Annotated in this window: 19 protein-coding genes; 10 read left to right on the top strand and 9 right to left on the bottom strand. The window is 70.8% G+C overall.

What is annotated here, in order from left to right; all coding sequences use genetic code 11:
* Positions 1 to 58 precede the first annotated feature (58 nt).
* From ABZ396_RS08545 to ABZ396_RS08565, 5 genes are all read left to right on the top strand, one after another.
* The gene (locus ABZ396_RS08545) at positions 59 to 1,000 is read left to right on the top strand and encodes an ABC transporter ATP-binding protein (protein ID WP_358926486.1); all 942 of its coding nucleotides are present in this window, start codon (positions 59 to 61) and stop codon (positions 998 to 1,000) included.
* Positions 997 to 2,355, top strand: a complete 1,359-nt coding sequence (locus ABZ396_RS08550) for an ABC transporter permease (protein ID WP_358926485.1) — start codon at positions 997 to 999, stop codon at positions 2,353 to 2,355. Before ABZ396_RS08545 ends, ABZ396_RS08550 begins: the two co-directional genes overlap by 4 nt.
* 4 nt (positions 2,356 to 2,359) lie before the next feature.
* Positions 2,360 to 5,110, top strand: a complete 2,751-nt coding sequence (locus tag ABZ396_RS08555) for an alkaline phosphatase family protein (protein WP_358926484.1) — start codon at positions 2,360 to 2,362, stop codon at positions 5,108 to 5,110.
* A gap of 147 nt (positions 5,111 to 5,257) precedes the next feature.
* A complete protein-coding gene (locus ABZ396_RS08560) occupies positions 5,258 to 6,139 on the top strand; it encodes an NAD(P)-dependent oxidoreductase (protein ID WP_359184151.1) in 882 nt (293 codons plus the stop codon).
* Positions 6,140 to 6,219: 80 nt separating this feature from the next.
* Positions 6,220 to 6,495 (top strand): DUF1876 domain-containing protein, encoded by a 276-nt coding sequence (locus ABZ396_RS08565; protein WP_358924713.1) that lies wholly within the window; start codon positions 6,220 to 6,222, stop codon positions 6,493 to 6,495.
* A 158-nt stretch (positions 6,496 to 6,653) separates the two neighbouring features.
* Here ABZ396_RS08565 and ABZ396_RS08570 read toward each other — a convergent pair whose 3' ends face one another.
* The 6 genes from ABZ396_RS08570 to ABZ396_RS08595 all read right to left on the bottom strand — a co-directional run bounded on the left by ABZ396_RS08570 (position 6,654) and on the right by ABZ396_RS08595 (position 11,631).
* Complete coding sequence (locus ABZ396_RS08570; protein WP_358924786.1) at positions 6,654 to 7,814, bottom strand: serine hydrolase domain-containing protein; 1,161 nt, start codon at positions 7,812 to 7,814, stop codon at positions 6,654 to 6,656.
* A gap of 125 nt (positions 7,815 to 7,939) precedes the next feature.
* Positions 7,940 to 8,386, bottom strand: a complete 447-nt coding sequence (locus tag ABZ396_RS08575; RefSeq protein ID WP_358924714.1) for an organic hydroperoxide resistance protein — start codon at positions 8,384 to 8,386, stop codon at positions 7,940 to 7,942.
* A 168-nt stretch (positions 8,387 to 8,554) separates the two neighbouring features.
* A complete protein-coding gene (locus ABZ396_RS08580) occupies positions 8,555 to 9,016 on the bottom strand; it encodes a MarR family transcriptional regulator (RefSeq protein WP_358924716.1) in 462 nt (153 codons plus the stop codon).
* A gap of 53 nt (positions 9,017 to 9,069) precedes the next feature.
* Positions 9,070 to 9,843: an ABC transporter ATP-binding protein gene (locus ABZ396_RS08585; protein ID WP_358924718.1), complete on the bottom strand. Its 774-nt coding sequence runs from the start codon at positions 9,841 to 9,843 to the stop codon at positions 9,070 to 9,072.
* Complete coding sequence (cbiQ, locus tag ABZ396_RS08590; protein WP_358924719.1) at positions 9,831 to 10,592, bottom strand: cobalt ECF transporter T component CbiQ; 762 nt, start codon at positions 10,590 to 10,592, stop codon at positions 9,831 to 9,833. Before cbiQ ends, ABZ396_RS08585 begins: the two co-directional genes overlap by 13 nt.
* Before the next feature lies 1 nt (position 10,593).
* Positions 10,594 to 11,631: an energy-coupling factor ABC transporter permease gene (locus ABZ396_RS08595; protein WP_358924721.1), complete on the bottom strand. Its 1,038-nt coding sequence runs from the start codon at positions 11,629 to 11,631 to the stop codon at positions 10,594 to 10,596.
* Positions 11,632 to 11,812: 181 nt separating this feature from the next.
* On the opposite strand from ABZ396_RS08595, the gene ABZ396_RS08600 reads away from it, so the two are divergent.
* The gene (locus ABZ396_RS08600) at positions 11,813 to 12,160 is read left to right on the top strand and encodes an SsgA family sporulation/cell division regulator (RefSeq protein WP_358924723.1); all 348 of its coding nucleotides are present in this window, start codon (positions 11,813 to 11,815) and stop codon (positions 12,158 to 12,160) included.
* 10 nt (positions 12,161 to 12,170) lie between these two features.
* Here ABZ396_RS08600 and ABZ396_RS08605 read toward each other — a convergent pair whose 3' ends face one another.
* The 3 genes from ABZ396_RS08605 to ABZ396_RS08615 form a co-directional block, all read right to left on the bottom strand.
* Positions 12,171 to 13,841 (bottom strand): penicillin-binding transpeptidase domain-containing protein, encoded by a 1,671-nt coding sequence (locus ABZ396_RS08605; RefSeq protein ID WP_358924725.1) that lies wholly within the window; start codon positions 13,839 to 13,841, stop codon positions 12,171 to 12,173.
* Positions 13,842 to 13,944: 103 nt separating this feature from the next.
* On the bottom strand, positions 13,945 to 15,561 hold the full coding sequence (locus ABZ396_RS08610; RefSeq protein ID WP_358924727.1) for a penicillin-binding transpeptidase domain-containing protein: 1,617 nt from the start codon (positions 15,559 to 15,561) through the stop codon (positions 13,945 to 13,947).
* A gap of 145 nt (positions 15,562 to 15,706) precedes the next feature.
* Positions 15,707 to 17,497: a phospholipid carrier-dependent glycosyltransferase gene (locus ABZ396_RS08615; protein WP_358924728.1), complete on the bottom strand. Its 1,791-nt coding sequence runs from the start codon at positions 17,495 to 17,497 to the stop codon at positions 15,707 to 15,709.
* A 128-nt stretch (positions 17,498 to 17,625) separates the two neighbouring features.
* Between ABZ396_RS08615 and rsmI the strand changes: the two genes are divergently transcribed.
* The 4 genes from rsmI (at position 17,626) to ABZ396_RS08635 (ending at position 21,937) form a co-directional block, all read left to right on the top strand.
* Positions 17,626 to 18,474 (top strand): 16S rRNA (cytidine(1402)-2'-O)-methyltransferase, encoded by an 849-nt coding sequence (rsmI, locus tag ABZ396_RS08620; RefSeq protein ID WP_358924730.1) that lies wholly within the window; start codon positions 17,626 to 17,628, stop codon positions 18,472 to 18,474.
* 419 nt (positions 18,475 to 18,893) lie between these two features.
* The gene (locus ABZ396_RS08625; protein WP_358924732.1) at positions 18,894 to 19,340 is read left to right on the top strand and encodes a hypothetical protein; all 447 of its coding nucleotides are present in this window, start codon (positions 18,894 to 18,896) and stop codon (positions 19,338 to 19,340) included.
* Positions 19,341 to 19,387: 47 nt separating this feature from the next.
* Positions 19,388 to 20,302, top strand: a complete 915-nt coding sequence (locus ABZ396_RS08630; RefSeq protein WP_358924734.1) for a TatD family hydrolase — start codon at positions 19,388 to 19,390, stop codon at positions 20,300 to 20,302.
* Positions 20,303 to 20,548: 246 nt separating this feature from the next.
* Entirely contained in the window at positions 20,549 to 21,937 is a 1,389-nt protein-coding gene (locus tag ABZ396_RS08635) for a ubiquitin-like domain-containing protein (protein ID WP_358924788.1), read from the top strand.
* Positions 21,938 to 21,941 lie beyond the last annotated feature (4 nt).

A 21,941-nucleotide genomic window follows, 5' to 3' on the forward strand; every position in this document is an offset into this window, starting at 1 on the left:
TGTTGTGTGTTCTCCATAAAGTCCCTGCGGATTGCGAAAGAAGGGACTCAAGGGACTCATGGACACACTCCAGGCAGTCCGGGCCCGCGGGATCAGCAAGTGCTTCGGCGAAGTCGTCGCACTCGACACCGTCGACCTGGATGTGACGCAAGGTCAGATCCACGGCCTGGTCGGACCGAACGGCGCCGGCAAGACGACACTGCTCGGCCTGCTGCTGGGTCTGGCCGTCGCCGACGGTGGCCGGCTCGAGATCCTCGGCACGCCGGTCGACCGAGCGCTCGCCGCACCCGACGGTGTCGCCGGCTTCGTGGACGCGCCCGGTCTCTACCCCTCGCTCACCGCCCGGCAGAACCTTGCCGCACTGGCCGCGCTCCGCGGCCTCGACGCGGGGACGGCGGGCATCGACGACGTGCTCGGCGAAGTCGGGCTCACCGATGTCGCCGACGACAAGACCCGCGGCTTCTCCCTCGGCATGCGCCAGCGGCTCGGACTCGCCGCCGCCCTGCTGACCAAGCCCCGTCTGCTCGTGCTCGACGAACCGTCCAACGGCCTCGACCCGGCCGGCAAGAGACATGTGCACCGCGTTCTCACCCGGCTCGCCGCCGACGGAACCAGCGTGGTGCTCTCCAGCCACCGTATGGACGACCTGGAGGCGCTGTGCTCCGAGGTCACCATCCTCGCCGCCGGGCGGGTCGTCTTCTCCGGCCCGCTGAGCAAGCTGGCCGCCGAGAACCGTGCACTCGACTACCGGCTGCGCACCTCCGACCCGGAGGCCGCGCGCCGGCTCGCCGCCGACACGACCGGCATCCGGATCGTCGACGACAGCGGCATACGGCAGGACGCCGACGTGCTCGTCGTACGCGCACTGATACCCGCCCTCGACGAACTCGTCGCGAAGGTCGTGCGGTCGGACGTCGCGGTGCGTGAACTCGCCCCCGTCGTATCACCGCTCGAGGCCGCGTTCCTCGCCCTCACCGAGCAGCAGGAGGCCGGCCGATGACCGCCACCACCGTCGCCCCGCCCACGCCCGTCGCCCGTCGCGTCCCCGTGTCGCGCGGCTACCGCTTCGAACTGGTCAAGCTGGTCTCGCAGTGGCGGATCCGCCTGCTGGTGCTCGCCTGCTGGATCGCGCCGGGGCTCTTCGTCGCCGGGGTGAGCCAGCAGAGCACGCTCCCCGCCGACACGCTCTTCGGCCGCTGGATGCACGCCACGGGCTGGGCCGGACCGCTGGTGATGCTGGGCTTCGCGGGCACCTGGGCGCTGCCGCTGCTGACGTCGATGGTCGCCGGTGACGTGTTCGCCTCCGAGGACCGGCTCGGCACCTGGCGCCACCTGCTGGTGGCGGTCCGCTCGCCCGCGCGGATCTTCGTGGCGAAGTCACTGGCCAGCCTCACCGTCATCCTGCTGCTGGTGGCCGGACTGGCCGTCTCCAGTGCGGTCGGCGGACTGGCGTCGGTCGGCAACCAGCCCCTGGTGGGCCTGGACGGGCACCTGCTGACGCCGGGCGACGCGGCAGGCCGGGTCCTGCTCGCCTGGATCGTGGCCCTCGCCCCGACCCTCGCCCTCGCCGCGATCGGACTGCTCGGCTCGGTCGCCCTGGGCCGGTCGCCGATGGGACTGCTGCTGCCCCCGATCGTCGCGCTCGCGATGTCGGTCGCCCAGATGCTGCCGCTGCCCGTCGCCGTGCGCCTCGCCCTGCCCACCTACGCCTTCATCTCCTGGAACGGCCTGTTCACCAGCCCTTCCCAGCTCGCCCCGCTCCTGACCGCGGTCGCGGTCAGCCTGGTGTGGGCGGTACTCGCGACCGTACTGGCCTATGTGCTGTTCGTACGGCGCGACTTCACCAACCCGGCCTACGACGGTTCCGGGCGCCGCGCCTTCGGCGTGGGGCTGCTGCCGCTGATCGGGCTGACCGCCCTCAGCGTTGTGGCGATAGCCGTGTCGACACCCTCGATGGGTTCCGGGATCGATCAGGGCAAGGTCCAGCGCTCAGTCGCCACGGCCTTCGCCCACCTCTACCGCATGCAGACCGACCAACTGCATCGCCCTGCCGTCACGGAGGCGCAACTGCGCTCCACGGCGGCATGCACCAAGAGCGCCGGCAAGGGTGCCCAGGAGGGCGCCGGTAACGACTGGCGTTGCGCCGTTACCTGGCATCTGCCCGGCGTCGCAGTCACGGGGACGGCGATCTACCAGATCGACATCACCTCAGACGGGCGGTTCGTGGCCGACGGCGACGGTCCCAAGGAAGTGAACGGCTACTTCCTGCTGCGGACTTCAACCGGAGACGCCCCGAACCCGCTCTGGCAGTTCGACGGCAACGTCGAGCTGCTCGAAACCTCCTCGAAGGGATAGTTCCATGCAGGTTGCACGACAGCGCCGAGTTCAGCAGAGGGAGCAGGTCAACCTCTTCGGCAGACTCGTCGGCCGTCGGACCATGATGGTGACCGCCGGTATCGCGGTCGCCCTAGGTGTCACCGGCACGGCAGTCGCCTCGACGCACCAGTTCGGCACCCAGCAGGTCGGCCAGGTCACCGCCAACGGCCGAGTCGTCTCCGACGACCAGTACATCAAGCCCTACGGCGACAGCACCGTCATCAACGACGGCAAGATCATGTCGTCCACCATCAGCCCGGACGGCGCCCACCTCGCCGCCTCGGTCACCGACGGCGACGCCGCCCTGGTGATCATGGACCTCGCCACCGGCAAGGTGGCGCAGAAGATCGGCACCAACGCGGCCGACAACCTGCGCATCAGCAGCAGCTCCGTGGGCCAGGAAGGCCCGACCTACTCGCCCGACGGCAAGTCGCTGTGGCTGGGTCAGGCCACCGGCTACACCAAGTTCACCGTCAACGCCGACGGCACCCTGGCCAACCCGGTCGCCGTGAACATCCCGACCGTCGGCGGCCAGCAGGCCCTGGTGGGCGCCGCGGTGTTCTCCGCCGACGGCTCCACCGTGTACGGCGCGGTCAACGGCCAGAACAAGGTCGTCGCCATCGACGCCGCCACCGGCACCGTCAAGGCGACCTGGACCACCGGCACCGCCCCGCGCGGCCTGGCCCTGGTCGGGGGCAAGCTGTACGTCTCAAACGAGGGCGGCCGTCCGGCCAAGGCCGGCGAGACCACCATCAACTCCTACGGCACCCAGGTGCCGGCGAACCGTGAGACCGGCGCCTCCACCACCGGCACGGTCAGCGTGATCAACACCGCCGACGCGTCCGCCGCCGTGGGCACCGTCGACGTCGGTCTGCACCCGACCGCCGTGTACGCGAAGAACGGCGTGCTGTTCGTCACCAACACCGCCGACGACAGCGTCTCGGTCATCGACTCCAAGAGCGACAAGGTCGTCCAGACCATCTCCACCAAGCCGTGGGCGGAGGCCTCGGTCGGCTACCAGCCCAACGCAGTCACCCTCACCGACGACGGCCGTCTGCTGGTGACGCTGGGCCGCGCCAACGCCGTCGCGGTCTACCGCTACTCCGGCCCGCAGCAGCCCGCCCGATACGTCGGCCTGCTCCCGACGGACTACTTCCCGTCGGAGATCGCCAGCGTCGGTGGGAAGATCGTCGTCTCCAACACCCGTGGCATAGACGCCCGCCGTAACGCCTCTCAGCACGGCACCCACGACACCACGTCCAGCCTGACCACGTTCACCCTGCCGAGCGACGACGTCATCAAGTCGTACACGCCCAAGGTGTTCCAGATGAACGGCTGGAGCGGCGACTCGCTCAAGATGTCCGACAACAACGGCACGGTGCCCGCGGTGCCGGTCCCGGCGCGGCTCGGCGCCCCCTCGACGATCAAGCACGTCTTCCTGCTCGTCAAGGAGAACCGCACCTACGACCAGGTCTACGGCGACATCCCGCAGGGCAACGGCGACCCCTCGCTGACCACGTTCGGCGAGAACGTCACGCCCAACCAGCACGCGCTGGCCAAGCAGTTCGGCCTGTACGACAACTTCTACGACATGGCCACGAACTCCGCCGAGGGCCACAACTGGCTCACGCAGTCGGACAACCCGGAGTACACCGAGTCCTCTGCCGGTGAGTACACGCGCTCCTACGACACCGAGGACGACGTCCTCGGCCACCAGAAGACCGGTTTCATCTGGACCGGCGCGAAGGCGGCCGGGAAGTCCGTCAAGGACTACGGCGAGTTCCAGACGCTGGAGCAGAAGCCGTCGGGTTCGAGCTGGCAGAACCTGTACTGCGACAGCAAGGACATGGCCGCGACCGGCTCGCCGTCCAAGTACCCCATCAAGACGGGCTCGGCGATCCCCTCGCTCAACGACGTGTCGGTGCAGGGCTTCCCGAAGTTCGACACCAGCGTGCCGGATGTCTACAAGGAGCAGGTCTGGCAGCAGGACTTCAAGAAGAACGGTCCTGCCAACCTGAACATGTTCTGGTACTCCAACGACCACACCGGTGGCCCGGCGAACTCCGCCGCCCAGGTCGCCGACAACGACCTCGCGGTCGGCCGCACGGTCGACGCGATCACGCACAGCAAGTACTGGAAGGACTCGGCGATCTTCATCGTCGAGGACGACTCCCAGGCCGGCAAGGACCACGTCGACGGCCACCGCGCGCCGATCCAGATCATCAGCCCGTACGCCAAGCACGGCACGGTCGACAGCCACTACTACTCGCAGGTCACGATGATGCGGACCATCGAGCAGATCCTCGGGATCCACCCGATGAACCAGATGGACACCGCGGCCACCCCGATGTACGGCGCGTTCACGAACAAGCCGGACAACACGCCGTTCACCGCTGTGCCCAACCGGACCTCGCTGACCCTCGGCGTGAGCCCGGCGCCCTCCTGCGGTACGGACACCCCGGCCGCGCAGAACGCGGCGGCGGCCGCCGCGCCCACGTCGGTGGCGGTCCCGGAGGCGCAGCAGCCGCTGGCGGCCGAGTGGAAGAGCTGGCTCTCCAAGCAGCGTGTGACCGGTCCGAACGCCGTGCCGGACTACGCCAACAACCAGCAGATGGACCGCTACACCTGGTACGACACCCACAACTTCAACAAGCCCTACCCGGGTGACAAGAAGGTCTACGCGCCGCAGGACGTCCCCGGCGCCAACCTCCCGTCGTCGGAGAACGACGGCTGATCCGGCCTCCGTCACGTCAAGGGGTCCGGACCGGCGTCACAGCCGGTCCGGGCCCCTTGTGCGTGCGATCGGGCCCGGTGCCGCACGCGAGACGGCGCGCGGTGCGCCAAGCTGGCCTGTGGAAGGTACGAACGACAGGGAGACGTCATGACCGACAAGCCGACCGTGGCCGTGCTGGGCACCGGCATCATGGGCGCCGCGATGGCCCGTAACCTCCTGAAGTCCGGGCTCACCGTCCGCGCGTGGAACCGCACCCGCGCCAAGGCCGAACCCCTCGCCGCCGACGGCGCCCAGGTGACCGACACCCCCACCGAGGCCGTCGAGGGCGCCGACGTCGTGCTGACCATGCTGTACGACGGCGACACCGCCCTGCAGGTCGTCCGCGAGGCCGCCGGCGCGCTGCGGCCCGGGGTCGTCTGGGCCCAGACGACCACCGCGGGACTCGACCAGATCGCTGAACTGGCCGCCTTCGCCGGCGAGCACGGCCTGGTCTTCTACGACTCCCCGGTCCTCGGCACCCGCCAGCCCGCCGAGGCCGGACAGCTCACCGTCCTGGCCGCCGGACCCGAACAGGGCCGGGAGACGGTCACGCCGGTCTTCGACGCCATCGGCTCCCGTACGGTGTGGACCGGCGACGACGGGTCCTCGGCCGCCGCGACCCGGCTCAAGCTGGTCGCCAACAGCTGGGTCCTCGCGGTCACCGCGGCGGCCGGCGAGGTAGTGGCCCTGGCCCAGGCCCTCGACGTCGACCCGCACAGCTTCTTCGACCTGATCGCGGGCGGCCCGCTCGACATGGCCTATCTGCGGGCCAAGGCGGGGCTCATCCTCGACGGCAAGCTGACCCCGCCGTCCTTCGCGGTGGACACCGCCGGGAAGGACGCCCGGCTGATCGTCGCCGCCGGCGAGAGCCACGGCGTGCGCCTGGACGTCGCCCGCGCGGCCGCCGAACGGTTCGCCCGCGCCGCCGCGCAGGGGCACGCCGACGAGGACATGGCCGCCGCGTACTTCGCGAGCTTCGACGACAAATGACCCGCGGCGGCCCGGTGCCGACGTGACGGCCAGGGCCTCGAGGGAGCACCCTGGAAGCAGCGATTGCGGAGGTGGTCCCCATGACGCAGAACGCTGTGGGATGGCACGTCGAGATGGAGTTCCTGGAGGACGACACGCACACGCGCGCGGTGGCCATGCTGCGTCTGCCCGACGGCACCGAGGTACGCGCGCACGGCCACGCCAGCCGTCACGACTCCGACAACAATCAGCCCAGAGTCGGCGAGGAGATCGCCGGCGCCCGTGCCCTGAACGAACTGGCCATGCAGTTGCTGACCAAGGCGCACAGCGAGATCGACGCGGACTCCGGGCGGCACTCGCATCCGATCAACGTGTGAGGAGCGCGGGACGCCCGGACGCGCCGGGGACAAGGCCTGGCCCGGGGCGCTGAGGCGCGTGCGGCGGGGTGTGGGCGTGGGTGCAGATATGGGTGTTGGGGTGCGGGCGCTGGGGCGCGTGCGCCGAGGTGGTGGGCGCTGGGGCGCGCGTGCGGTCGCTACGACAGCGCCGTGCGCACCGCCCGCACCAGCGCCTGCGCCCGCGCGTCCGCCGTCACGCTCTTGCGGAAGCCGTTGGTGACATAGCCGAAGGCGATGCCCGACTCGGGGTCGGCGAAGCCGAGCGCGCCGCCGCGGCCCGGGTGGCCGAAGGAGGCGGGGGAGAGCAGCGGGGACGCGCTGCCGTGCAGCATGTAGCCGAGCCCGAAGCGGGTCGAGACGACCAGCACCCGGTCCGGCCCCGCCGACCGCTCGGCTCGGGCCAGCTCCATGGTCTCCGGCGTGAACAGCCGGGTGCCGCCGTCGACCTCGCCGATGAGGGAGGCGTAGAAGCGGGCCAGACCGTCGGCGGTGGCGATGCCGTTGGAGGCGGGGAGGGCGGCCGCGCGGTAGGCGGGGTCGTTCTCGTCCGGGAGCGGGCTGATCGCGCCGAACGCCCGGCGGGTCAGCGACCCCGGGTCGGCATACGCCTCGGAGACGGCCCGCTTGGGCCGGGTCCGCAGCACACCGGCGGTCTCCGGGGCCTCGACGGGCCCGACCCGCCCCACGCGCGCCTGCTCCGCCTCCGGCACCCCGAGCCAGACCTCGGCGCCGGCCGGCCCGGCGATCTCGTCGGCGATCCACTCGCCGACCGGCCGCCCGGTCACCTGCCGCACCAGCTCACCGGTCAGCCAGCTGTACGTCTGCGCGTGATAGCCGTGATCGGTGCCCGGCTCCCACACCGGCTCCTGCGCCGCCACCGCGGCCGCACCCAGATCGGGATCGACGGCCTCCTCGGGCGTGAGCGGCCGGTCCAGCACCGGCACGCCCGCGCGGTGCGCGAGCAGATCCCGCACCAGCGTCCGCTCCTTGCCGGCCGCCTTGAACTCCGGCCAGTAATCACCCACCGGAGCGTCCAGGTCCAGCTCCCCACGCTGCCGCAGAAGCAGCAGTGCGGCCGCTGCCACGCCCTTGGTCGCCGAGCGCACGATCTGGGCGGTGCCCCGCTCCCAGGGCGCCTCGCCGGCGACGTCCTTGGTGCCGCCCCACAGATCGACGACCCGGCGTCCGTCGCGGTACACGGCCACCGCCGCGCCCCGGTCCCCGAGCAGCTCGAAGTTCGTCGCGAACGCGTCCCTGACCGGCTCGAAGCCCTCGGCCACAGTGCCGTTCACGTCCACGTCCACGTCCGCCACGCCCCTCCTGATCGCCTGCGCCAGTGGCTGCAACGCCCCTGCGGGGCCTGCGATTCCTCGGTACCCATGCCGTACGGGCGTGACCTGCGCCTCAGTGGGGAGGCAGGCGGTCAGCCGAGCACGATCGTCACGTCGATGTTGTCGCGCGTCGCGTTCGAGTACGGGCACACCTCGTGGGCGGCGTCCACCAACTTCGCCGCGACGTCCGCGTCCAGGACCGGGAGCGAGACACTGAGCGCGACGGCGAGACCGTAGCCGCGCCGCTTGTTGGGGCCGATACCGACCTTCGCGGCGACGGTGGAGCCGGTCAGGTCGTAGCCCGCGCGGTTGCCGACCAGGATGAGCGCATTGTGGAAGCAGGAGCTGTAGCCCGCCGCGAACAGCTGCTCCGGGTTGGTGCCGTTCCCGTCCCCGCCCAGCTGCGGAGGCATCGCGACCTTGAGGTCGATCTGGCCGTCCTGGCTGGTGACATACCCGTCCCGGCCGCCGTGCGCGGTCGCCTCGGCGACATACATGATCTTCGTCGGACGGGTGTCGACGGTGGCGCCTTCGGTCACGGCGGGACCTCTCCCAGGATGGAAACGTGTGGTGCGCAAGCACATCGTGCACAAGGTACCGACCGGTAGGAAGTCTTGGGTTACCAGGGGGTAGAAACCGTGGGTAACAGAGGTGGGGGGTGAGGGTGGGGGCGTGGGTGTCGAAGTGCGCGCCGGGCGCGAGCGCTGCTACCCGGGGTGTGAGGCCGCGCTGCTCGCCCGGTCCGCGAGCACCCGCAACTCCTCGCGCAACCGCGCCACCTCCGCGCCGTCCAGCCCCGTCGTCGTGAGCAGGGCGCCAGGTACGCGCGCCGCGCGCTCCCTCAGTTCCTCCGCGCGCCCGGTGCACGCGACGAGCACCGAGCGCTCGTCCCGCTCCGAGCGCTCCCTGCGCACCAGACCCGCCCCCTCCAGCCGCTTCAGCAGCGGCGACACCGTGCCGTAGTCGAGACGGAGCGCGTCGGCGAGTTCCTTCACCGTGGTCTCGCCCCGCTCCCACAGGACGAGCAGCACGAGGTACTGCGGGTAGGTGAGCCCGAGGTCGCCGAGGAGCGGTCGGTAGGCGGCGGTCACGGCGCGCTGCGCGGCGTACAGCGCGAAGCACAGTTGGTCGTCCAGCCGTAGCGACCCCGTGTCCTCGTGATGCGTCACCCGCCCATTGTCGCGGAAGCGGGGACGTGTGGGACGGCCGTCACGGAAACGCGTCATACGCCCCCGCGTCCAGCCGCCGCCGCGCGCGGGTCGAAGCCGAACGGCAGTTCCAGCCGGTGCGCGCGCATCAGGGCGTCGTCGGAAAGAAGTTCACCGGTGGGGCCGTCGGCCGCGATCGTTCCGTCGCTCAGGATCAGGGAGCGCGGGCACAACTCCAGGGCGTAGGGCAGGTCGTGGGTGACCATGAGGACCGTGACGTCCAAGGAGCGCAGGATGTCGGCGAGTTCACGGCGGGAGGCCGGGTCGAGGTTGGAGGAGGGCTCGTCGAGGACGAGGATCTCCGGTTCCATGGCGAGGACGGTGGCGACGGCGACCCGGCGGCGCTGGCCGAAGGAGAGGTGGTGCGGCGGGCGTTCGGCGAAGCCCGCCATGCCGACCCGTTCCAGGGCGGCACGCACGCGTGCTTCGAGTTCGGCGCCCTTCAGGCCGGCCGCGGCCGGCCCGAACGCCACGTCCTCGCGCACCGTCGGCATGAACAACTGGTCGTCCGGATCCTGGAAGACGATGCCGACCCGGCGCCGGATCTCCGCCATGTGCCGCGTGCCGACCGGCAGTCCGGCCACCGTCACCGTGCCCGTGCCGCCGCTCAGGATGCCGTTGAGGTGCAGCACGAGGGTGGTCTTGCCGGCGCCGTTCGGCCCGAGCAGCGCGACACGCTGGCCGCGCGTGACGGTGAAGTCCACGCCGAACAGGGCCTGGTGCCCGTCGGGGTAGGCGAAGGCGAGGCCGGAGACCTCCAGCGAGGCGGTGGCAGTCACAGGGCCCATCCCAACACACAGACGACAAGGGCGGACAAGGGCAGGGTCAGGGCGTGGGTCCACTGCGCCCGCGACGCGGTCACCTCGTCGATGACCGGCATCGAACCGGCGTACCCGCGGCTCACCATGGCCAGGTGGACGCGCTCCCCGCGCTCGTAGGAGCGGATGAACAGCGCGCCCGCGGACTTCGCGAGCACGCCCCAGTGGCGCAGGCCCCGCGCCTCGAACCCACGCGACTCCCGTGCGATCCGCATCCGGCGCATCTCGTCGGTGATGACGTCGCCGTAGCGGATCATGAAGGAGGCGATCTGGACGAGCAGCGGCGGTAGCCTCAGCCGCTGGAGCCCCAGGAGCAGTTCGCGCAGCTCCGTGGTGGCCGCCAGAAGGACGGAGGCGGCGACGCCGAGGGTGCCCTTGGCGAGCACGTTCCAGGCGCCCCACAGGCCGTTCACGCTGAGCGAGAGGCCGAGGACGTCGACCCGCTCGCCCTCCGCCACGAACGGCATCAGCACCGCGAAGGCGACGAACGGCACCTCGATCAGCAGTCGGCGCAGAACGAAGGAAGCGGGCACGCGCGCGTGGTGCGCGACGCACGCGAGGAGCGCGGCGTACAGGGCGAACGCCCACATCGCCTCGCGCGGTGTCGAGACCACGACGACCACGAAGGCGAAGGCGGCCGCGAGCTTGGTGTGCGGGGGTAGCGCGTGCACGGGGGAGTGCGCGTGCCGGTAGAGCTTCTGGGCGTGCCCGGCGCCCATGTCAGAGCGCCTCGGACGGCTCGTCGGCGGTACGGCGCCTGCGCACCGCCCAGAACACCGTGCTGCCCGCGACGACGGTCACCCCGACGCCGATCACGCCCGCGAGGCCGCCGGAGAGGCGGGCGTCGGTGACGTCCTTGACGCCGTAGTCGGCGAGCGGGGAGCCGGCGGCGGCGTGCTCCTGCGTCTTCGCGTCGATGCCCTTGTCGTGGGCGACCTTCTCCAGGCCGTCGGGGTTGGCGGAGGCGTAGAAGCTGACGAACCCGGCGAGGACCAGGGAGGTGACGAGCCCCGTGATCCACAGCGCGCGCCGGGAGGTGCGCGCCGCCACGGGCGCCGTGGGCTCCGGCGCGTCCACCAGCACGCCGTTCACGCGCAACTTCAGCCCCTGCCGCAGCTCGCGCGCCCCGTGCACGAGGTCAGGGCGTACGGCGATGACGGCGCCGACCGTCAGCGCGGTGATCGCGGCCTCGCCGACGCCGATGAGGACGTGCACACCGATCATGGCCGTGGCCACCTTGCCGATGGACACGTCGGTGGTGCCGCCGATCGCGTAGAGGAGCGTGAAGGCGACGGAGGCGGCCGGGACGGAGAGCAGGGCGGCGACGAAGGAGGCGGCGGTCACCGATCGCCGGGTGCGCGGCAGGACCTTCAGCAGGCCCCGGAAGACGGCGTAGGCGACGACGGTCGTCACGATCGCCATGTCGGTGATGTTGACGCCGAGCACGGTCAGGCCGCCGTCCGCGAACAGGATGCCCTGCATCAGCAGGACCACGGACACGCACAGGATGCCGGTATAGGGGCCGACGAGTATCGCGGCCAGCGCTCCGCCCAGCAGATGGCCGCTTGTTCCGGCCGCGACGGGGAAGTTGAGCATCTGTACGGCGAAGATGAACGCCGCCACCAGACCGGCCAGCGGCGCCGTGCGTTCGTCGAGTTCACGGCGGGCGCCGCGCAGGCTCACGGCGAGGGCGCCGGCCGCGACCACCGCGGTGACCGCTGAGGTGGGGGCGTCGATGAATCCGTCAGGTACATGCACCGTACGATTTTAAAGCGTTGTTGCGAACCTTTTGCAAGAGCGAGAGGGTCGTGTATCGCACATCCAGGCACGTGCATGAAATGTGACGGTCTCGGCAAGCGCAATCCGGAAAATGTGCGACATTGGAGAAGAAGTGGATGCACAGCTTTCGCAGAGGTCACGGAGTGTAAAGGGCAGTCCGATGTCTGTAGTCGAGCAGTACGCGCGAGCCCACATCCTCACGGACGAGGACGCGCGGGAGGACCCGGGTGCGGTTCCCGTCGTCCTGCGCTACGACCCCGAAGCCGACCCGCGATCGGTGCGGGTGGGCCTGCCCGGGACGGACGAGTGGACGTTCTCGCGCTCCCTGCTGGAGCAGGGACTCAGGGCACCGGCGGAGAGCGGTGACGTACGGGTGTGGCCGCTGGGGCGGGTGCAGGCCGTGGTGGAGTTCCACTCCGCCCACGGCACGTCGGTGGTGCAGTTCGAGTCGAAGGCGCTGCTGCGCTTCCTCAGGCGCACCTACATGGCCACCCCCGTGGCCGGCTAGCGCCGCTGTCCTACAGCGACGACCCCAGCTTCAGCAGCGCTGCCACGATCGGCCCGGCCGTGTCGCCGCCGTGGCCGCCCGCCTGGACCACGCCCGCGGCCGCCAGATCGCCCTTGTACGCCGTGAACCAGCCGTTCGGCTTCTTCTGCCCGTCGACTTCCGCCGAGCCCGTCTTGGCGCCGTAGTCCGGGCCGAGACCGGCCATCGCCTTGGCGGCCGTGCCGTACGCCGCGGTGTACTGCATGACGTCCTTCAGCTCGGACTGCGTCTTCGCGGACATCGTGCGCGAGGCCTTCGCGACCGTCCGGTTGTCGACCGAGGGGGAGACCAGGTACGGCTGGTGGAAGGCGCCCGTCTCGACGGTGGCCGCCACCGACGCCATGTTCAGCGGGTTCATCCGCACCCCGCCCTGCCCGATCAGCGAGGCGCCCATCTGCGCGCCGCTCTGCACCGGGATCGAGCCGTCGAAGGTCGGGACGCCGATGGCCCAGTTGTTCATGCCGAGGCCGTAGACCTGCTGGGCCTCGGTCGTCAGGTCGCTGTTGGACAGCTTCGGCGCGAAGTTGATGAAGGCGTTGTTGCAGGAGGCCCCGAAGCTCAGCTTGAACGTGCCCTGCTTGATCTCGGTGTCGGCGTCGTTGTGGAAGGTCCACCCGGCGAGCTTGTACGTCTTCGGGCAGGGGTGCGAGGCGTCCGGGGTGATGAGGTTCTTCTCGAACAGCATCGTCGAGGTGACGATCTTCATCGTGGAGCCGGGGGCCAGTGAGCCCTGGAAGGCGACGTTGAAGCCGTGGCTGGAGTTGGCCACGGCGTAGATCTCGCCGGTCGACGGGCGCATCAGGACGACCGAGGCGTTCTTCTGCGTGCTGACCTGCTTCTCGGCGGCCGCCTGGAGGGTCGGGCTGAGCGTCGTCTTCACCGTGCCCGGCGTGCCCTTGCTGAGCTCCAGGAGCGTCTTGTCGGACAGCTGCGCCTTCTGGGACGCGGGGCCGCGCACCACACGCAGTTCGACGCCCGCCTTGCCGCCGGCCTTCTTGCCGAACTTCTCCCGCAGTCCGTCCAGGACCGAGCCCAGCGACGGGTACTTGGCGGTGGTGATCTCGCCGCCGTCGCGGTCCAGGGCCTTCACGGGCGGAGTGCCGGAGGCGCCGGTGACCAGGGTGTCGCCGTCCTTGAGTTCCGGGTGGACGACCGAGGCGTGCCAGTCGACCAGCGGCTTGCCGTCGCTGGCCCGCCGGACGACGGTGAACGAGGAGTCGTACGCCAGCGGCTTGCTGACGCCCTTGTACGACACCGTCGCCTTCACGGCGAACGGCACCTTGGCGCCGGTGCGCGTGCCCTCGGTGACGGTGACGCCCTTGATGTGAGCGTCCTTGGTGTAACCGGTGAGCAGCGCGGTCGCGGCGCTGGTGTCGTCCGTGGCGGCGGCGGCCTGCGCGACCTTGCCCTGCTGCCAGGCCGCCAGGAACGTCCTGGCCGTCGTCTGCACCTCGGTCGCCGACAACGGGCCGGTCTTGACGGGCTTGCTGTCGGCCGCCTTCGTCGACGCCGCGTCGGCCGCGCCGCCGCCGTACAGCGCGTAGACGCCGAAGCCGGCGCCGACGACCACGACGGCGATCAACCCGCCGATGACGGCGGGTCTGTTGTTCCGTCGTTCGACGACGCGTCTTCTGTTGCCCACAGCTCAGTTCCTCCGCGCACTTCCCCAGGGTCTCCGTCGCCCCGTAGCCCTCACGCACCCCAACGACGACAACAGCCTAGAGTCCCGGCCTGTGGGAGTGACTTCAGCCACCGATCCGTAGCACACTCGCGACAATCGGACCGGCCGCGTCAATACCGTGACCGCCGTCCTGGGTCATGGCCGCGGCCGCGATGTCATTGCGGTAACCGGCGAACCAGCTGTTCGACCTGGACTGCCCGTCGACCTCCGCCGAGCCCGTCTTGGCGCCGATGCTGCCGCTCAGCCCGCTCATCACACCGGCCGCGGTGCCGCTGGTCGCGGTGCGGTTCATCATGGTGCGCAGTTGGCCGACCGTGTTGGCCGACAGACCCTTGGCGGTGGCCAGTTCACGGCCGTCCAGTTTCTGTGAAACGACCACGGGCTGCCGGAAGGTTCCCGTCATCGCGGTCGCCGTCACCGACGCCATGTTCAGCGGGCTCATCTGCACCTGACCCTGGCCGATGAGGTTGGCCGCGGTGTCCGGACCCCCGGAGGCGGGGACACGCCCGTCGAAACTCGGGATGCCGACCTTCCAGTCGTTGCGCCCGAGCCCGAAGTGGTCCTCGACCTCCTTGGTGAGCGAGTCGACCTGGACCGAGTCCGCGTACTTCACGAACGCCGTGTTGCAGGACCGCGCGAAGCTGTCCGAGAGGGTGGCGCTCAGATCCGGCTGAAGTCCCTTGAGGTTGCTGAAGGTCTGGCTCTGCCAGGTCGCGGTCGGCGGGCAGGGCGCCGGGCCGTTCATCGTGGTGAGCCCGGTGTCGATGAGGGTGGCCGCACTGATGATCTTCATGGTGGAACCGGGCGCCAGCTCGCCGAGGAAGGCCGCGTTGAAGCCGTCCTCACGGTGGTTGGCGACCGCGAGCACCTCGCCGGTGCTGGGCTTGACGGCCACCACCGACGACTCGGCGTACTTCGTCACCGCCGACTCGGCGGCGGCCTGCACGCGCGCGTCGAGCGTCGTGCGCAGCTTGCCGGCCTTACCCTCCGCGAGAGTCAGCAGGGTGGTGTCGGCTGACTCCGCGGACGCGTGGTGGACCACCAGTTCCACGCCCGGGGTGCCGCCCGCGCGGTCGCCGTAGCGGCTGCGCAGCTCGTCCATGATCGGGCCCAGGGACGGGTACTTGTCCGTGCTGAGGACGGTGCCGCTCCGGTCGACGGCCTCGATCGGCGGGCTCGCCGCCTCGCCGGTGGCCAGGGTGTCGCCGCGTCTGAGCCGCGGATGGACCACGGACGGCTGCCAGTCGACGAGCGCGCGATGTGTGGTCTGCCCGCGCACGATCCTCAACGTGCTCCGGTAGGCGAGCGTCTTCGACTTCCCGTCGTAGGACACCGTCCCCTTCACGCTGAACGGCACGGTGGCGCCGGTCGCCTTGCCGGGCGTGATGTGCACGTCCTTGATGTGCGCGGTGGCGCTGAAGGAGGTGAGCACCGGTTCGGCGTCGGCGGAGTTGTTCGTGTACGACGCCGCGGTCACCGACTCGCCCTTCTCCCAGGCCGCGAAGAAATTCCGCGTGGTGTCCTTGATCTCGTCCGTGGTGGGCGGCCCGGTCCGTACGGCCGGTGCGCTGCCGCCGTCGCCTCGCACCGCCGACAGCACGTTGTAGGCGCCGTATCCGGCTCCGCCCACCATCACGGTGCAGACGCTGCCGACAATGGCCGCCTTGACCCCCTTGCGCATGGCGCGAATCCCCTCCCCGTGCGCTTTCGCCGCATTTTGTGAACGCGTTCAAAAGCTACTTGTGACGCGTAACTGTAGGCGGTTGCGGGGGCGCCTGTGGCGGATGTTGGCCAATTGTTGCCTGAACGGAAGTCAGAGATGTGACTCACACCCAGGTATCAAGCCACATACGTGAACGCCATGAATCGATCGGAATCGCCGTACCGGTGTACAGGGGCCAGAAGTAGATGAAGTTCCAGGCGATCAGCAGGACTAGTACGCCGGCACCCGACGCGCCGACCAGCCGGCGGGTGTCGCTGGAGCCCGGCGGACCGATGATCGCGCCGATCATCATCGCCACCGCCAGACACAGGAACGGCACGAAGACGACCGCGTAGAAGAGGAAGATCGTGCGCTCCTGGTACATGAACCAGGGCAGGTAACCGGCCGCGATGCCACACGCGATGGCACCCGCCCGCCAGTCACGGCGGAAGGCCCACCGCCACAGGACGTACAGGATCGCGAAGCAGGCCGCCCACCACAGCAGCGGTGTGCCGATCGCCAGCACCTCACGCGCGCACTTCTCCCCGGCGTTCGACGGGCAGCCGTCCGCACCCGGGGAGGGCGACTCGTAGAAGTACGACACCGGGCGGCCCAGCACGAGCCAGGACCACGGGTTGGACATGTAGGTGTGCGGCGACGACAGGCCGACGTGGAACAGGTACACCTCGTGCTCGTAGTGCCACAGGCTGCGCAGCCAGTCCGGCAGGAACGCCCAGTCGCCGCCCTTGCCGGCGGTGGCCGCCCAGTTGCGGAAGTAGCCGCCGCTGCCGTCGGTCGGCGACAGGATCCAGCCCGTCCAGGACATCAGGTAGACGGCGATCGCCACCGGGACCGTCGCCAGGAAGGTGATCCCCGTGTCGTACTTCAGGACCGCCTTGTACGGGTGCAGGGCACCGGCCACCTTGCGGGCGCCGACGTCCCACAACAGCGCCATGAGACAGAAGGCGGCCAGGATGTAGAGGCCGTTCCACTTGGTGCCGATCGCCAGGCCCAGCAGCACGCCCGCTGCCCAGCGCCAGGGGCGCCGGCCGAACCGGAAAGCGTCGGCCACGCGCGCGTCGGGGCGGATCCAGCCGTCCGCGTCCGGAGGCAGCGCGGCCGCGAGTCTCTCCCGTGACCTGTCCCGGTCGATGACCAGGCAGCCGAACGCGGCCAGTACGAAGAACATCAGCACGCCGTCGAGCAGCGAGGTGCGGCTCATCACGAAGTGCAGTCCGTCCACCGCCATCAGGCCGCCCGCCAGGCAGCCCAGGAAGGTGGAACGGAACATCCGGCGTCCGATCCGGCACAGCAGCAGTACGCTCAGCGTGCCCAGCAGTGCCGTCATGAAGCGCCAGCCGAACGGGTTGAAGCCGAAGATCAGCTCCCCGAGCCCGATGACGTACTTGCCGACCGGCGGGTGCACGACGTACGCCGCGTCCGTCGGGATCGAGACATGGCCGTTCGCATGCAGGATCAGATCGTTGGCGTTCTTGTCCCAGTTCACCTCGAAACCGTGGTGGACGAGCGCCCACGCGTCCTTCGCGTAGTACGTCTCGTCGAATATCACCGCCTTCGGGCTGCCCAGGTTCCAGAACCGCAGCACGCCCGCCATCAGCGTCACAAGGAGCGGGCCTCCCCAGCCGGACCAGCGCCTGATCCGTTCGGCGAGCGCCGGGGGCACGCCCAGGGCGTGCCACAGCCGGGAACTCGGCTCGGCGTACGGCGGGACCAGGCGGTCGACGACATCGGCGTGCGCGCCGGCGCCCGCGGCACTTCTGCCGCCGGTGGGGTGCGCCGTGTGCGCCGGGCTCGGCATGTAGCCGAACCGGCGCAGCCGCTGCTGCCACGTGGGCCGCTCGTCGAGCTCTGCCTGGCCCTGCCGGGTGTCCGTGGAGGACGCGGTACTGGTCACCGCGCCATCGTAGGGAACCGTTCTGTGTGAGTCCCGTCCAATGGGGCTTAGTGGTGGGTTCCTTTGCGATCGGGCGGCCACGGTTCCCGGGGGACGGCGCTGTCGGTGGCTGCTGCGAGGATGGACGCGTGACTGGAACCCTTGTCCTCGCAGGCACCCCCATCGGCGACGTCGCGGACGCGCCGCCCCGGCTCGCGGCGGAGCTGACCGGCGCCGATGTGATCGCGGCCGAGGACACGCGGCGGCTGCGGTGGCTCACGCAGGCGCTCGGTGTGACGCCCAAGGGACGCGTGGTGTCGTACTTCGAGGGCAACGAGGCCGCCCGCACGCCCGAACTGGTCGAGGAACTCGTCGGCGGCGCGCGCGTGCTGCTCGTGACCGACGCCGGGATGCCCTCCGTCTCCGACCCCGGCTACCGGCTGGTCGCGGCCGCCGTGGAGAAGGAGATCCGCGTCACCGCGGTCCCGGGGCCGTCCGCGGTGCTCACCGCGCTCGCGCTGTCCGGGCTGCCCGTCGACCGGTTCTGCTTCGAGGGGTTCCTGCCGCGCAAGGCGGGCGAACGGCGCTCCCGGCTCCAGGAGGCCGCCGGCGAACGCCGCACCCTCGTCTACTTCGAGGCCCCGCACCGCCTCGACGACACCCTCGCCGCCATGGCAGAGGTCTTCGGCGCCGAGCGGCGGGCCGCCGTCTGCCGCGAGCTGACCAAGACGTACGAGGAGGTACGGCGCGGTCCGCTGGCCGAGCTCGCGGTGTGGGCCGCCGACGGGGTGCGCGGCGAGATCACCGTCGTCGTCGAGGGCGCCCCCGAGCGCGGGCCCGAGGAACTCGACGCGGAGGAACTCGTGCGGCGGGTGCGGGTGCGCGAGGAGGCCGGTGAGCGCCGCAAGGAGGCGATCGCGGCGGTGGCGGTGGCGGCGGGGATTCCCAAGCGCGTCGTCTTCGACGCGGTGGTCGCGGCCAAGCGTGCTGATGGGTGAGGCCGATCGAGTCGGCGCCGTCGTGGTCGCTCTTGTGCGGTCGCCCGCGGGCGTGGGAGCGCTCGTGGGGGGGCGTTCGGACGTGGGCGCACTCCGCTCTTTGAGTGCGCCGCGTCTCTCCTCAGCGTGCGCCCCCTGACCTGCGGAAAGGTGTCCTCTGAGCAGGGCGCGTATCTCCTGAGCGCGCGCCCCACGGGAGGGTAAAGCCAGGGCGGGAAACGCAAAGCCCAGCCCTATGCCACGAGGCCGATTTGGCAAGCAGAATCCAAATCGCATCCAACACTCGGCAGGTCCGTCGCGCTCGCGCCGGTGAAGGCGTCCACTGGTCAGCGGGGACGCAACCGTCCCTCACCCCCATGGGATTCCGGGGGGAATCCCGAGAGCCGGGGGTGCTTGTCCGGCGGACAAGAGGAGCTGGCATGAGTGAGATCGCAGGGCAGACCGGACTCCGCGGTGCGGCCACAGCCGTCGTTCACGAGTCGTATGCCTTCGCCTGCATGCGATGCGGGCACGGCTGGGAGCAGTCGTACGAGATAGAGCACCACACGGACGCGGACAACCACGAGTTCGTCATGTATGTGGCGAACGGTCAGATCGTCCCCTCCCCGCTGAGCCGGCCCTCGTGCCAGAACTGCGACGGCCATGTCCTGCGGATCATGCGGGCGGGGCAGGTCTCGTCGGTGCACAGCGCGGCGCAGCAGTCGTCCCGGCGGCCGGTGCAGGGCGGTCGGGCCGAGGCGGCCGAGGAGACCGAGACTGGACCCGCGGCGGCGGCGGAGGCCTCCGCGCAGGTCAAGGCGGTCAGGGCGGTCCACCACTGGCACCTGTCCGATCTCCTTCATCCCTTCCAGCGCAGGGCGACCTGACCCGGGCGCCGGTCCGGCGGAGCGTGCTCCTTTCGTAGGATCGGGGCATGTCTTCGAACGTCTCCGCGAACGTCTCCGCGAACGCCCCCGCCGCGGCCGACAAGAACGCGGCGCCGCCGCTCCCGGAACCCCTCCGGGTCCCGGTCGCCGACTCCCACACCCACCTCGACATGCAGTCCGGCACGGTCGAGGAGGGCCTCGCGAAGGCCGCCTCGGTGGGAGTGACGACCGTCGTCCAGGTCGGCTGCGACCTCAAGGGCTCGCGCTGGGCGGCCGAGACGGCGGCCGCGCACACGAACGTCCACGCGACGGTCGCCCTGCACCCGAACGAGGCCCCGCGCATCGTCCACGGCGACCCCGACGGGTGGTCCCGGCAAGGTGCCCGCACGGCGGGCGGGGACGCCGCCCTGGACGAGGCCCTCGCCGAGATCGACCGGCTCGCCGGGCTGCCCCAGGTGAAGGGCGTCGGCGAGACCGGCCTCGACTACTTCCGCACCGGTCCCGAGGGCAAGGCGGCCCAGGAGCGTTCCTTCCGCGCCCACATCGAGATCGCCAAGCGGCACGGCAAGACCCTCGTCATCCACGACCGCGACGCCCACGCGGACGTGCTGCGCGTCCTCAAGGAGGAAGGCGCCCCCCAGCGGACGGTGTTCCACTGCTACTCCGGGGACGCCGAGATGGCCGAGGAGTGCGCCCGCGAGGGCTACTTCGTGTCCTTCGCCGGCAACGTCACCTTCAAGAACGCCCAGAACCTGCGGGACGCGCTCGCCGTCGCCCCGCTGGAACTGGTCCTCGTGGAGACCGACGCGCCCTTCCTGACCCCGGCGCCGTACCGCGGACGGCCCAACGCCCCGTATCTCATTCCGGTCACGGTGCGTGCGATGGCCGCCGTGCGAGGTGTCGACGAGGACGCGCTGGCGAGGGCCCTGGGCGCGAACACGGCCCGCGCCTTCGGTTACTGAGAGTACATCGATCATAACTGGCGCATAACGCTCACCCGGGCGCCTTGGGCCTCGTCGCGACCGTGCGTAGTCGTGCCACTTTGGAGAGTGACCGACGCTCCGCTAGGTTCTGGGGGCCCGATCCGGCCCCCTGGCCCTCTGGAGCGTGTCGGCGTGAGCACTTCGCAGAACGAGACGTTTGAGGCGTACGACCCCTACGGCGCGCCGGAAGCGCGCGGCGGGGGCGGCGCGCACGGGGAGCGAGGCGTGCGCGGCGCGCGCCCGGTGCCCGGCGTGCATGACGCCGAGACGCAGGGATACGGCGTGGCCTACGGCGGTGACACGTACCGGCCCGCGTACGAGGTCTCGGCGCAGACGGGGGCGCGGGTCTCGCCGACGGGGCAGACGCAGGCGCGGACGTATGCGGCTGAGCCGAGTGAGCCGGTGCTTCCGCGACAGAGCGGGCGTGTGCCGGAGAGCGGGGCGCGTGAGTCGGAAGTGCGGGCCGTGGTGGTCGGGCGGCGTGCCACGCGCCGGCGGAAGGCGCGATACGCCCGGCGCCCGGAATCCGCCGTACGCCGTCTGCTTCCGCAGGCGCTGGTCGTCGCGTTTCTCGCCGGCGGCACCACCGCGTTCCTCGCCAAGGACAAGGCGATCGAGCTGACCGTCGACGGCAGGCCGCGCGTCCTGCACACGTTCGCGGACGACGTGACCGAACTGCTGGCCGAAGAAGGCGTGCGGGTGGGAGCGCACGACGTGGTGGCACCCGCCCCCGACGCGGCACTGGCCAGCGGTGACGAGGTCGCGGTGCGCTACGGCCGCCCCGTACGGCTCACCCTGGACGGCCAGCGGCGCGAGGTGTGGACGACGGCGCACACCGTCGAGGGAGCGCTCACCCAGCTGGGGGTGCGTGCCGAGGGCGCGTACCTGTCGGCCTCGCGCTCCCAGAGCATCGGACGCGCCGGGCTCGCGCTCGACGTACGCACCGAGCGCACGGTCACGATCCTGGCGGACGGCCGGACCCGCACCATCCGCACCAATGCCGCGACCGTCCGCGAGGCCGTCGAGGAGGCCGGGGTCACCCTCCACGGCCAGGACACCACCTCCGTGCCGCAGGCCGGCTTCCCGCGCGACGGGCAGACGGTGACCGTGCTGCGTGTCACGGACGGCAAAGAGGTGCGCGAGGAGACCATCCCGTTCGAGGTGCGGCGGACGGCGGACCCCACGGTGTTCAAGGGCACCGAGGTGGTGGAGCGGGCCGGGCGGCCCGGGCTGCGCCGGGTCACCTACTACCTGCGGACCGTCAACGGGGTCCGGCAGAAGCCGCGCCGCCAGCGCTCCGAGGTGGTCCGCGAGCCGCGCGCGCAGCTCGTGCAGGTGGGCACCAAGCCGCACCCGGACTCCGTGAAGGGCGCCGACGGCCTGAACTGGCACGGCCTCGCCGTCTGCGAGTCCGGCGGCCGCCCGGGCGCGGTGGACCCCTCCGGGACGTACGGCGGCCTGTACCAGTTCGACACCCGCACCTGGCACAGCCTCGGCGGCAGCGGGCGCCCGCAGGACGCGTCGGCCGAGGAGCAGACGTACCGTGCGAAGAAGCTCTACACGAAACGCGGATCCACCCCCTGGCCACACTGCGGGGCACGGCTGCACGGGTGACGGG

The sequence above is a fragment of the Streptomyces sp. NPDC005866 genome (assembly GCF_040629895.1).
Lineage (GTDB): Bacteria > Actinomycetota > Actinomycetes > Streptomycetales > Streptomycetaceae > Streptomyces.